The sequence below is a fragment of the Ruegeria sp. AM5 genome, assembly GCF_056540645.1.
Map to the genome: position 1 here is coordinate 175,732 of NZ_JBQFXC010000002.1, position 12,407 is coordinate 188,138.

Sequence of the window (12,407 nt, forward strand, 5' to 3'; positions counted from 1 at the left end):
CCAGCCCTAACGCTGATCCCCAACCCCGACGCCGACATAGGTTTCAAATCCCGATCCCAGAACCATCGTGGACGAGTAGATATTACGCAAGTCGACCATTCGGGGGGATCTCATAGTCTCTGCCAGCTCGCTCAGGTTCAGGGCGCGGAACTCGTTCCATTCTGTCAGCAAGACAACAACGTCCGCATCTTTGGTCGCGGCGTAGGGATCATCCATCCACTCGACGCCAGGAAGCAGCGCTTCCCCCTCGGCACGGCCTTGCGGATCGACAACGCGGACCTGGGCACCGCCGCCGATCAGGGCGGGAACGATGGTCAGGGAAGGTGCGTCGCGCATGTCATCGGTGTTGGGCTTGAAAGTCACACCCAGAACCGCCACGGTCTTGCCATTGAAGCTGTCATCGCAGGCATCCCGGATCTTCTCGATCATCCGCTTCTTGACCTCATCGTTTACACGAATGACGGTTTCGGTGATCTGCATCGGGTGGGCAAAATCCTGTCCGATCCGGGCAAGTGCAGCGGTGTCTTTCGGAAAACACGAGCCGCCATAGCCAGGGCCTGCGTGCAGAAACTTGTTGCCGATCCGCCCATCCAGACCAATACCGCGCGCCACCTCTTTGACATCGCCGCCTGCCCGCTCGCAAAGACCGGCGATTTCATTGATGAACGTGATTTTGGTCGCCAGGAATGCGTTCGCCGCGTATTTGATCATCTCGGCGCTTTCTAGATCAGTGGTCAGGATTGGAAAGTCACGCAGATAAAGCGGGCGGTAAATCTCGGCCATGACATCCGCCGCTCGTTCGCTTTCGACCCCTACGACAACACGGTCCGGGCGCATAAAATCATCTATTGCTGCGCCCTCGCGCAGGAATTCGGGGTTCGATGCGACGTCGAATTCCGCCTTCGGATTTGCACCCGAGACAACTTCATGAACCTTGCGGTTGGTGCCGACCGGGACAGTCGATTTGGTTACGACAACCGTATAGCCGGTGATGGCATGAGCGATTTCTTCGGCGGCGGCCATCACATAAGTCAGATCAGCGTGCCCGTCCCCGCGTCTCGTAGGTGTGCCCACCGCGATGAACACCGCGTCCGCGCCGTCGACCGCAGCGGCCAGGTCGGTGGTAAAGGTCAGGCGGCCAGCAGCCACGTTCTTGGCCATGAGCACATCAAGGCCCGGCTCGTAAATCGGCACCTCTCCATTCTGAAGCATCTTGATCTTGCGATCGGATTTATCGACGCAAATCACATCATGGCCAAAGTCCGAAAAGCAAACCCCGGACACCAAACCGACATATCCGGTGCCAATCATCGCAATGCGCATTTATCGAATTCCTTCTTTTGGGTTTCGCCAATGGCGCATTTCCTGGTCTCTTTCAACCGCTGAACTAAGAGCTTTTGGGGCTCGATAATTACAACCGCCTAGGCATTGCCGGCTTGCTTTCGACAACAGCTCGGCACTTCTGAGGTGTTGCGGGCGATAGGGCAAAATCATCAGACTGTCTCTTGGCGACCGAATATGCTTGTTGTGGTGAATTGTTCAAGTGCTGTTCGTGGCTTGCGTTGAACTGGCTATCTGGTCTCGGCGAAGAACGGCGTGTTGCGATCAAGATTCGTTGCCAGATCGGATTTCCGACGATGGCATTCGTTCGACCGCTGGCGCGCATTCTCAATCCTACATGTAATATCAGGCACTTCTTCGCTTCAGCAGGCGTTGGGCATAGCCAGAATGCGAAGCTTCATATAGTCTCACAATCAGTTTTCGTGGTGTCGAGCGGCGGTGCGAGCAATCTGTTAATTATTTTAAGGCTTCGCGATGGGGGGCATGTTCTCGTTTTTGGGTTCCGGGGAAGGCGTTGGCCTTAAATCTCCACGCCGCATGAGCGCCGGTCGCGGAGCGCGCTGATGGTGCTGCACCCCACCGGCCCGGAAACTGATCTTGGCGCGATGGAGCACCGCCATCTGACTGTCATGATGGTGGATCTTGTCGAGTCCACGGTATTGGCTCAAATGCTTGAGCCCGAAGATTTGCTGTCTACGACATTACGTTATCATAAACTGGTCGAACAAATTGCCGATGAGTTCGGGGGCAGGGTGCTGCAGATCGTGGGCGACGGTATCCTCGTCGCCTTTGGTTGGCCTGCTGCGTCTGAAAATAATGCCGAGCGCGCCCTACGCGCGGCGCTGCGCATCCACACTGATCTGCCCGCAATGGCGGGTCCGCTCGATCTCAGGTGTCGGATTGGGATCGCATCCGGCGTGGTTCTTGTCGGGGACATCGCGCTTGGGACCAATATTCAGCCCGACGCGATTTTTGGATCGACGCTAAATCTTGCAGCACGTCTTCAGTCGTTGGCGACCCCCGGTGGAACAATGGTTTCTGCGGCAACACGAGCGCTTGGGGCCGAACAAATGGAGTTCGAGCCGCAAGGCGTTCAGAACCTCGCGGGGTTCGACCGGCCTGTTCCAGTTTATCGATTGACCGGTGAAGGCAAGGATCAGGCACGCCGCCATAACCGCACCCCGTTGCTTGGCCGCAAAGCCGAACGCGGACAACTCCGCCGCGCGTGGAAAGATGTGGACGCTGGAAGAGGGCGGGTGATTCACATATTGGGTGAGGCAGGGATTGGCAAATCGCACCTGATCCGTGATCTGCGTTCGTCGGTCGGGCCGCAGGCATGGGTGACCTATCACTGCAGCCCGTTCCATGTCAGCACACCGTTCTTTCCCTTCATATCACAGGTCGAACGGTGGTGCGGCATCCACGATCAGGACGATATTGCCTCGCGTCGCAACCGGTTGTCAGAACATCTGAGCGATATTCTGGACGACGCGCAACTTCGCACGCTGTATTTCATTCTTGCCCCGGGCCCCGGCGACAGCGGGACGACCAGTGAGGACGAACTGCGCGCGCAGCTGAGTGACATATTCATCCGCGTCTACCAAAAACTCAGCCGAGAGGGGCCGGTGCTTGTCGTGGTTGAGGATATGCAATGGGTCGACCCATCGACCCTTTCGGTGCTGCGCGACGTGGCCGAGCATCTGACATCACTTCCCGTCCTGATGTTGATGGTTTCGCGGATGCCGGCGCCATCAGCGATCAAAGAGAGCATACCGTCTCTTGAGCAATTGTCGCTTCCACCGCTCGATGATGCGACATCGTCAGAACTGGCCAAGGCGGCCTCGGGTGAGCGCCTTGACGACCGCACCACGGCGCAGATTTTGGCGCGCGGCAATGGTGTGCCCCTTTTCATCAAGGAATGCTCTGCCGCCATCGCTGCGTCGCCTGAACGTATCGTGGACAACATTCCCGCCACGTTGCATGACCTCCTGGCGCAACAGGTGGACGAGGTCGGAGAACTCCGACGCGCCGCGATCGAGGCCGCTGTTATTGGTGGTGCCTTTGGGGCACCTTTGCTGGCTCAGATCAGTGGACTGACTGAAGACGAGTCCGAAGACGCTATCTTTGGGCTCGCCGCCACGGGTATTTTGCAACATCTGCCCGGCGCGAATGACGACGCAGAAATGATCTGGCGGTTCCGCCATGAATTGGTGCGTGAGGCGGCATATCAAAGCCTTGTGCGGGACCGTCGCATTCATTTGCATCGACGTACGGCAGAAGCCCTTGCCGCCCAACCGGAAGCCGCCCGACAGCCTGAACAAATAGCGCGGCACTGGGAACTGGCCGGTGAAACAACGAAGGCGGTGGCCGCCTGGTCGGAGGCCGCGCGGCTGAACCTGAGGCGCCACGCAAATCGCGAAGGGGCTCAGCATGCCCGAAACGGATTGCGGCTGTTGGACGAGTTGCCCGCAGACCAACGCGATAAAGCTGAATTGAACTTGCAATTCCTTCTGGCCGCTGCCGAACGCGTGCATGTCGGTTATGGTGCCGAGCCCGCAATCGATGCCTTTGGGCGCAGTTTTGAACTGGCTGAAAAGCTGGGCGACAGACGTACTCTTGTGCGCGCGGGCAGGGGTCTGTTTACCGCTGCAATGGTCAAAGGTGATTACCAGAACGCCGAGCAATGGGGGCAAGCGATCATCGATGCGTATGACGATCACCACACCCGAATGGTCGGAAACTACATCTGTGGGGCCGCGCTATCCCCGCGCGGTCGGTTTCAGGATGCGGCAGCAGCTCTGGAACAAGCGGCGTCTCATGCAGATGCGCATCGCGCCGAAGCTGGAAACAGCCCCGATATTGCAGCCGTGATACAAATCGAGAGTATGAGCGCGCTGGTTGACAGCTTTCAGGGCAAAACTGAGGCGGCACTCGCCAAAGCCAAGCGGGCAGTTGACGCCGCGATGGCGTCGGGCCAGCCCTTGATCATCGCAAATGCAATGCATTGGTTGACCGAAATCCACATGCAGATGGACCACCCGGATTATGCGCGTATGGCCAAGGCGCTGAGCGCGGCTGTTCAGGACAAGGGCGGCCCTTATTACCAAGCTGTTGCGACGGCCCATCTTGCCGGGGCTGCCATCAGAACCGGCGAGGCCACAGAGGGCGTGGCCATGCTGCAGGCCGCTTGGGGAAGGATGCACGCAACGGGTGCCGAGGCGGCTGGCGTGCTCGTCAACGCCGAGCTCGCACGGGGCTATCTTGCTCTGGGTGAGATTCAGAAAGGGTTGGATGCGGTGGAGGCTGGTCTGACATGTGCAGAAAACACTGACGAGCGGAACTATGAGGCTGAAATCCACCGGATAAAGGCGGCTCTTCTACTGGAACAAGGTAGTCCGTTCGATGCGGCTGAGGCGGCTTTGCGTGAAGCTATAGCCGTGGCAAATGATCAGGGCGCGGCGCTGTATGAATTGCGCGCGCTGAGTGATCTTGCCTGCATCCGGCCAGCCGATACGGAAGTTGCCGCGCGGATTGCTGAGCTGGAAGAGCGCGCGGTCGCGTCTTAGGTCCCGCCGGGACGTCGACCTAAAGTGCAGTCTTCGGGTTGCAGGTCCAAGCCAACAAAACGCGCCACCTGCGAGAATGACGAAGTTTTCTTCAACAACTGAAAACCTTTCTCTGAAAAAGTCTCAGCCGAGTACAAGTTTTTGGACACCATCGGGTTGTTCATAAGCTGCGTGATTGCGTCATACGCCACCATCGATGTCATCAGATCGCCCATGATCACATCGCCCTTGTGCTGTTCCGCAAAGAGACCAGGGAACAACTCGACCCTATTGACGTCGCAATAAAGCCGGCTCAGGTCGGCAATCAATTCGTCCGCAAACGGCTGATCACCAACCATCTCAGTAAAGCTTGAATGCGGTTTGCGGCAGAAATGATGACGATAAGTGTTCAGCGACGGAAGACGCGCCTTACGCGTCAGGGCAATTGTAGCTTCGACAGGGGCAGGAGCACCGGGCGCAGGCCTTTGGAACAGGAAATCGGGCGTGTTGCGCAGCGACATGCGGGCTGCAGGTTGGCGCGACAATGATCGGATCATTTCCGCCAAGCCCGTTTGTTCGACCAGTCGCGGATTGAACCTGAAGCCTTCTGGGCCAACCTGTGCGCCGTCGATTATGAACCGTTCGGGGATCATCGAATGCCAGCGGTAGAGCAAATTGAACTCAATCGCGATCTGGTTGGAGTGATGCCAGGGTTGCCAGCGATTTACGCCAATGGGCAGTTTGAATGGCATATTGGCGATGTGGGCGATGTAATCCTCAAGCACAAGCTTGATCAGCAATGCGATCAAGGTGCAGCGTGTAGTCTGGAACACACGCTCTTTATCCCAGCCTGATATGCCGCGCTTTTCGCGCCACAACAGCTCAGCAAAGGTGTTATGGGCGCGCAACATCAGCGTATTGATCGCGATATAGCCTATGGTACCATTGCCATTATCGAGCCCGGTTGCATGAAAATCGAGCAGTAGCTGGTCAATCGCGTGATCGCTGAGACCCGGATGCGCCCGTTTCACCGCATTCCACAGCTTGCATGGTTCGTGCAGAGGCTTTCCGCAATTCTCGCCAGTGGCAAGACTGCCATCAAAGGGGGGCGCAAGCTTAACACCACCGGATTGGTTTTTTTGAAACAGCTTCGGAGCCCACATCTCGCCCTGTGTATCCAGACGAAAGGCCAGCCGGTGGGTTAGTTCATTGGTTTCGGGATCGCGTTCGCGCAGCATGTCGGTCTGAAAATCGTTCAGCCCGTAGATTTGGCACAGATCGACCTCGTGGTTCGAATCCGTCTGATCAACCGGTCCCTTCGCCCCAAAGGTGCGCAGGAAACTGTCAGTAAACCATTGTGCGGCCGAGATAAACAAAAGTGTCGATCCTTGCGGGCACATCAAGGTAAGCGGGCTGCCATCCATTTGTGTCCGTCGGCGAAAGAGATCAGCAACTTCGCTTTCCGACGGCAGGACGGGTGAGAGGTCTTCTGGCGTTGTATGCCGACCGATCCAGCGATGGGAAAACACGCCGGGCCATGTCGTGTAGTCTGCGCCCATCGTATAGGGCCGCGGTCGGTGGATCTTCGCGGCGTTTGCAAGCCTGATCGCGGCTAAATAGCTCGTAACGGGTGGGGAGATCTTGAATCCGAGTTTGATCAGATCATCAACGTCCAGCATCAATACATCTCCGTTTGGTCATCGATTCGGGAACCGGGCGCGGGCCAGGCTCAGATAGGTTCTGAGCCGGATCGCATTAATCGGTCCTAAAGGTTCGTGATCTGCCGTGACACGCCAAGGCGAGAAGCTCATCGCGTCGCCATTCTGCGGATCAAATTCTGCACCTTTGGGAATCGTGATATCCGCCACGGGCGTGACGGTATGATGGTACGGATCAAGAGGTGCATTTGGTTGCGGATCGCATGCCCACCGGATGCGATTGTCTAGCACATCGAATTCGTCGGCCGGGCGCGGGGGCTCAATCACACACAGCTCGAAGTGATTATCTCCATCGGCCACGTCTTGCCGCAAACACTGCCCGATCCCATCTGGGTCGTCTACCGGATGTGCCGGAATTTTTAGTTTAGCGCTGCGGGCCAGGTATCTGATCGTTAGATCGGGGCCCAGCCGATACGGTGTTGTCGACCAGAAATGGACCTCAAAAGGTGAGTGCATATAGTTCGAGGCGAAATCACTCGCGACGCGAAACTGACGCTTGCCTTCACGAGTGAGGAAGGCTCGAAATCCTGCGCGCAGCCCTTTGATGATCAACCTAAGGCTCCAATTTCGTCGCCCTTTGATCGCGTGCTGGACCGCTTGTAATGTGGCGACAAGCCTGCCCAATCGCTCATATTCATCGGGGACATAGCTGGGAAACACATCCTGATCGACCAATACAAAATCGAACTCGTCGCTGAGTTGTGTGGTCCCCAGATGCGCAAGTGCTTCGGCGTCGATCAGCTTGGGGCCTGGCACGTCAAAAAGCTTGATCGCCATCCCGTGGGCATCCGATTTCCGGTCATCCAGATGCGCGCCGTTGGAAAAGCGAAGTGCGGCTGAATAGGCTGCGGGCTGTTCAAACAGGCCGTGACGGAACTGTTCTGGTAGATCGTTTCTGACGGTGAATGTTGCAGCCACACACCCGTGACTGCGCCCATGCTGAGCCCTTAAGCGATGGCTTTTCCACCGTGCAACGGCCTCGAGATTGTGGTCAATGACATCATCAACAATATCCGGCGGCAATGCGTTTTGCGAAACATGCGTCAAAGAACCGTCTCCTTGGATAAACCCAGGCAATGATCAATCAGGGGTAAGGCGCTGACAAAGCTAAACCTCTAAATTTGTTCAGCTTACCTCAGATTGTCTAATTTCCAAACACACCAACTATGGACACCCGTGGCCAGACAAATTCGGCGCGCAGCCCAACCCATTCGGTTGGTGCTACGGACACGTGGTTGCCCGCGCTCGATCCTCGACCAGAGTTCGGCGCCTTCGACTTTATCATTGACGTGTCCGGTGTTCTCGGGCACTCAATCGATTGATGGTTCCCGGTGGTGTTGCCGCGGGATGAAAAGGGAATACGGTGAGGTTTGCCAAAAGGTGCCAATTCCGTAACTGCCCCCGCAACTGTAAGCGGTGAGCAAGGCCAAACAGCCACTGGTCCACAGGGTCGGGAAGGTTGGCCGAGCGTGGACCCGCAAGTCAGGAGACCTGCCATCAGATGTTTAACCAACCCGGGGCGGGGCGTCCTGGAAGGAGGCTTTGATGGCGCGTCAATCGCGTGTTTACATTGTCGGCAGCTTCCGCATGCGCTTGGAAACAAGTGGAGTGGACCATGCCAGATACGCCTGATCATTTCATTCTAGTCTGCGAAAGCTGCACTGAAGGGCTGCCCCTTGATGAAATTTGCGATGCGTTGACTGGGAAATTACATCGCAGTTTTGCGATCCGCGCGTCGTCTTGCATGGCAGGCTGCGATAGTCCCAGAACGGTTGGGTTCCAGGCCGTAGGAAAGGCGCAATACCTTTTTGGTGGCATTCAGACCGCGGATGAGGTGCAGGCGCTGGCTGAGTTTGCAGCGCAGTATCGTGAAAGCCCGGATGGCTGGACAAATGCCACTGATCGCCCGCAGGCGTTGTTCAATAAAACCCTCTCGCGCATGCCGCGGATCGAACAGGGGGCATCGCAATGACGTTGCCACCCTTTCTGATTGCCGAAAACCTTGAGTATTATGCCCTTACCGGAGATGTCCTGTTGCAGGGCGTCTCGTTCGAGTTGTACGAGGGTTCCATTCTAGCCATCGCCGGCCCGAACGGGGCGGGGAAAACGACGCTTCTCAATCTGTTGTGCGGCGCTGAGCCGCTGGCACTTGGCGATGTTCGGATCAAAGGACGCAGTCTGAAACAGCTCTCCGCCAAAGAGCGTGCGCGCATGATTGCAGTGGTAGGTCAGCAGGAACTGCCCGATGGACGCTTGGCGTTGCGCGATTATGTTGCGCTGGGGCAAATACCCATCCGTGCGGACCGCTCTGCCGAAGGCCACGCGCAAGAGCTGGACCGGATTTTAGACCTGACCGGTCTCGCCAATCTCGCGGACAAGCGCATGGCCCAACTGTCCGGAGGCGAACGTCAGCGTGCCCATATCGCACGTGCTTTGGCGCAGAACCCTTCGTTGCTGTTTCTGGACGAACCGACCAACCATCTGGATCCTGATGCAAAAGGGCGGATGCTGTCTTTGGTCGCCGAGCTTGGGATCACCGTGGTCATGATCGTACACGATCTGGTCATGATCCCCGAATTCGCCACACACGTGGCGCTGATGAAATCGACCCGCATGATCGAGTTTGGATCGGTGGACAAGGTGCTGACACCCGAAAGAGTCCGCGAAACTTTTGGCGTTGATTTCCTCTGCTTTCTCCACGAAGGCCGCGTGATCCCGGCGCTTGATATTCGAAGAACCACAATCTCAACTTAGTCGAAGGAACACACTGAGATGAAATACATCTGGCCCGTGGCGTTGGCCACCGCCATGGCAAGCGGTGCTGCTGCGCAAGAAGTCACCGTAGACAACTGCGGCGAACAGCTGGTTTTTGATACCGCGCCCGAGCGCCTGGTTGTGCATGACATGAACATGACCGATATGGCTTTTGCATTGGGTCTGCAGGACAAGATCGTCGGCCTGACCGGCATCACCGGCTGGTACAAGACCAGCCCTGATTTTGATGCCCTGCGCGGCGACATCCCCGAGCTTGCGCCGAAATATCCGACCGTCGAAAACTTGGTGGCGGTTGAACCCGACCTGTTCTTTGCCGGTTGGTACTATGGCATGAAGCCGGGTGGTGATGTGACCCCAGATACATTGGAACCGTTCGGAATCAAGACCTTGGTTCTAACGGAAAGCTGTGTCCATCTGGACAAGGATCGCCCCGAAGCCAGCATGGATCTTCTGTTTGGCGATGTGTTGCGCTTGGGCAAGGTGATGCAAGTCGAAGACAAGGCCGAGGCTCTGGTCTCGGGCTGGAAAGAGCAGCTGGCAGCGATCGAAGCCAAGACTGCTGAACTGCCCAAGCCCCGCGTCTTTCTTCTGGATGGTCCTGCAGATGCTCCGTTTACCGCCGGTAAATTCGCGATTCCCGACGCGATGATCACAGCCGCCGGTGGTGAAAACGTCACTCATGATATGGACACGAGCTGGGGCCGCACTTCGTGGGAGGCCGTTGCCGCATCGAACCCGGAATTCCTGGTTTTGTTGGATTATCAGACCGGCAATGGTGCCGAGGACACCTTCAAGTTCCTGCAGGAACATCCCGTCATGTCGCAGACTGATGCCGTCAAGAACGAACGCTGGATCGGATTGCGCTACGAAGAGCTAACGCCGGGACCGGCAAATATCGAAGCGATCTCGAAGATGGCGCGCGCGATGCATCCGGGTCAGAGCTAATATGGGCCGACTGGGCCTGACGTTGTTGCTGGGGGCGGTCGTTCTGACCGCCCTTTTGCTGATTTCCACGATCTACGGCACAACCTCGATTCCTTTGTCCGACACCTTCACCGCGATATTGCGCGGTACCGGGTTGCAGGACGGAGAGATGTCACCGCTGCATAGGATCGTATTCGACCTGCGATTGCCCCGCGCGTTGTTTGCAGCCGTGATCGGTGCCGGGCTGGGCATCGTTGGCGTGGTGCTGCAAACGACCACACGTAATGACCTTGCCGATCCATTTCTGTTCGGCCTGTCCTCGGGCGCGGCAGCGGGGGCGGTGTTTGTAATTACCGTGACCGGAGATATTCTGGGTTTCTGGACTCTGCCGCTGGCTGCCTTTTGCGGCGGTCTTGTGGCGTCGGGCATCGTGCTGGCGCTGGTTCATGGGCTTCGCACCAGCGCACCGGAGAAGCTGATCCTTGCGGGTCTGGCTGTGTCGTTTTTGTTTTCGGCCATCACCAACTATCTGATTTTCGCCGGCGATAGCCGCGCCGCCCATTCTGTCATCTTCTGGATGCTGGGGGGGCTGGGCCTGGCCCGTTGGGAGACGTTCCCGCTGGTGTGCATCGGTCTGCTGCTGATCCTGAGCTATTCGCTTTATCGCAGCCGCTGGTTGGATGCGCTGCTGACCGGGGATTTGACTGCCGCTACTCTGGGTGTGCCGGTTCGGGGTCTGCGGTTCAGCATGTTTTTCACCGCAGCGTTGGCAACGGCCGTGTTTGTTTCCGTAGCCGGGGTGATTGGTTTTGTCGGTCTGATGGTGCCGCATATTGCACGCGGGATCGCAGGTCCGCTGCACAAAAACATTCTACCTACCGCCGCTATGGTTGGTGCTGCCTTGTTGACCGGCTCTGACATTCTCAGCAGGCTTCTGCTGGCTCCGCAGGAATTGCCGGTGGGGATCGTCACAACTTCAATCGGATCGGTGTTTGTATTCTTGCTTTTATTCAGGACTGCGAGAAATCAACGGTAAGGCCCTCGATCTTCGCTCACAAGATATTTCGTCCTGATCAGGTCTGAGCCGAGTTTATACCTTTCCGTCAGCCGCTTGGCCGAGCCACTTGAACACAAGCTTGGCGCGGTCGGATGAGGTGTTGTGTAGTTTCACGTAGAAATCCAGTTGCGATGAGATGGTTTGCGGCAACAGTCTGACCAGTTTTCCGGATGCGGTCAGCTCCGAGGTCAGTCCCTCCCATCCCAGCACCGCGCCCATATCGTCCTGCGCGGCCTGAAGCGCGATAGTGTAATTGTTGACCCGATGCGCGGAATTCAGGGGGCCTTCATAGCCGAGTTTCTGGGTCCAGGCACGCCAGTCGGTCCAGCCGGTATCCGGAGCGTCGAGATGAATTAGGGGGACCCTGGCAATATCTTCAACACGTTTGATGGGATTCTGTTGCGCAAACCTTGGGCTGCAAAGCGCCATGATCTTGTCGTGAAATAGTGTCTTGAAGATGCCCGTTTCGCGGCTGGAATCGCCGTAATGGATACTTAGGTCGCATTTTGACGTGTCGATGCCGAGGTCAGTCACGACCTGCGTCACGGAAACATGTCCGTATTGCTTCCAGAACTGCGCAAGGCGCGGGGTGAGCCAAAGTGAACTGACTGCCGTGGTTGAGCGGATCGTTACACCTTTTCTGTCATATTGACGCCGCAACTGCCCAAGGGCTTCGCTGATGCCTTCCAGACCACGTTGAAGGGCAACAAGAAGATAAGCACCGCTTTCAGTAAGTTCCACGCCGCGATGATGGCGCAGAAACAGCGCGCATTGCAGCTCGTTCTCCAGCGCTTTGACCTGATGGCTGATTGCGGCCGGCGTGACGTTCAGCTCTTCTGCGGCGGTCTTGAAGCTTACATGCCGCGCAGCAGCCTCAAAGCTGATAAGCGAACTTACAGGTGGAAGATCGTAGGGCCTGTTGAGCAAGGTGATTTGACCTGTGATGGTTTGTAAATCCAATATTATATAAGCACTATCCGAAGATCAGGCTTAGCTGATCTTATTCAAAGTGAATCTTTTTGCAATTGCCCGCCAGCGGTTCACGGT

At 56.9% G+C, this 12,407-nt stretch carries 9 protein-coding genes and 1 riboswitch; of the genes, 5 read left to right on the forward strand and 4 right to left on the reverse strand.

Going from position 1 to position 12,407, the window contains the following annotated elements:
* Nucleotides 1-6: 6 nt before the first annotated feature.
* The gene (locus tag ACR0AH_RS06775) at nt 7-1,323 is read right to left on the reverse strand and encodes a UDP-glucose dehydrogenase family protein (protein WP_170732618.1); all 1,317 of its coding nucleotides are present in this window, start codon (nt 1,321-1,323) and stop codon (nt 7-9) included.
* A gap of 581 nt (nt 1,324-1,904) precedes the next feature.
* On the opposite strand from ACR0AH_RS06775, the gene ACR0AH_RS06780 reads away from it, so the two are divergent.
* Complete coding sequence (locus ACR0AH_RS06780) at nt 1,905-4,907, forward strand: ATP-binding protein (RefSeq protein ID WP_480591006.1); 3,003 nt, start codon at nt 1,905-1,907, stop codon at nt 4,905-4,907.
* Here the strand turns inward: ACR0AH_RS06780 and ACR0AH_RS06785 are convergent.
* A complete protein-coding gene (locus ACR0AH_RS06785) occupies nt 4,904-6,565 on the reverse strand; it encodes a peroxidase family protein (RefSeq protein WP_480591008.1) in 1,662 nt (553 codons plus the stop codon). The two genes, ACR0AH_RS06780 and ACR0AH_RS06785, sit on opposite strands and share 4 nt — an antisense overlap.
* A gap of 18 nt (nt 6,566-6,583) precedes the next feature.
* Nucleotides 6,584-7,651 carry a catalase family protein gene (locus tag ACR0AH_RS06790; RefSeq protein ID WP_480591010.1) on the reverse strand — a complete coding sequence of 356 codons (1,068 nt, stop codon included), beginning with the start codon at nt 7,649-7,651 and terminating at the stop codon, nt 6,584-6,586.
* Between the two features lie 258 nt (nt 7,652-7,909).
* A riboswitch (cobalamin riboswitch) is annotated at nt 7,910-8,117 on the forward strand.
* A gap of 102 nt (nt 8,118-8,219) precedes the next feature.
* On the opposite strand from ACR0AH_RS06790, the gene ACR0AH_RS06795 reads away from it, so the two are divergent.
* Genes ACR0AH_RS06795 through ACR0AH_RS06810 form a run of 4 tightly spaced genes read left to right on the forward strand, consistent with a single transcriptional unit; the run spans nt 8,220 to nt 11,339 of the window.
* Nucleotides 8,220-8,576 carry a DUF1636 family protein gene (locus ACR0AH_RS06795; RefSeq protein ID WP_170406981.1) on the forward strand — a complete coding sequence of 119 codons (357 nt, stop codon included), beginning with the start codon at nt 8,220-8,222 and terminating at the stop codon, nt 8,574-8,576.
* The gene (locus ACR0AH_RS06800) at nt 8,573-9,358 is read left to right on the forward strand and encodes an ABC transporter ATP-binding protein (protein ID WP_480591012.1); all 786 of its coding nucleotides are present in this window, start codon (nt 8,573-8,575) and stop codon (nt 9,356-9,358) included. The genes ACR0AH_RS06795 and ACR0AH_RS06800 overlap by 4 nt, the downstream gene beginning before the upstream one ends.
* Nucleotides 9,359-9,376: 18 nt before the next feature.
* Nucleotides 9,377-10,324, forward strand: a complete 948-nt coding sequence (locus ACR0AH_RS06805; RefSeq protein WP_480591013.1) for an ABC transporter substrate-binding protein — start codon at nt 9,377-9,379, stop codon at nt 10,322-10,324.
* 1 nt (nt 10,325) lies between these two features.
* Nucleotides 10,326-11,339, forward strand: coding sequence for a FecCD family ABC transporter permease (locus ACR0AH_RS06810; RefSeq protein WP_480591015.1), 1,014 nt, complete (start codon nt 10,326-10,328; stop codon nt 11,337-11,339).
* A gap of 54 nt (nt 11,340-11,393) precedes the next feature.
* Here the strand turns inward: ACR0AH_RS06810 and ACR0AH_RS06815 are convergent, their stop codons facing one another.
* A complete protein-coding gene (locus ACR0AH_RS06815) occupies nt 11,394-12,287 on the reverse strand; it encodes a LysR substrate-binding domain-containing protein (RefSeq protein WP_170393823.1) in 894 nt (297 codons plus the stop codon).
* Nucleotides 12,288-12,407: the final 120 nt, after the last annotated feature.

Bases quoted from the DNA above. Each gene is read 5' to 3' on its own strand.
- ACR0AH_RS06775 (WP_170732618.1), bottom strand. From the start codon at position 1,323: ATGCGCATTGCGATGATTGGCACCGGATATGTCGGTTTGGTGTCCGGG.
- ACR0AH_RS06810 (WP_480591015.1), top strand. From the start codon at position 10,326: ATGGGCCGACTGGGCCTGACGTTGTTGCTGGGGGCGGTCGTTCTGACC.
- ACR0AH_RS06800 (WP_480591012.1), top strand. From the start codon at position 8,573: ATGACGTTGCCACCCTTTCTGATTGCCGAAAACCTTGAGTATTATGCC.
- ACR0AH_RS06795 (WP_170406981.1), top strand. From the start codon at position 8,220: ATGCCAGATACGCCTGATCATTTCATTCTAGTCTGCGAAAGCTGCACT.
- ACR0AH_RS06780 (WP_480591006.1), top strand. From the start codon at position 1,905: ATGGTGCTGCACCCCACCGGCCCGGAAACTGATCTTGGCGCGATGGAG.
- ACR0AH_RS06805 (WP_480591013.1), top strand. From the start codon at position 9,377: ATGAAATACATCTGGCCCGTGGCGTTGGCCACCGCCATGGCAAGCGGT.
- ACR0AH_RS06785 (WP_480591008.1), bottom strand. From the start codon at position 6,565: ATGCTGGACGTTGATGATCTGATCAAACTCGGATTCAAGATCTCCCCA.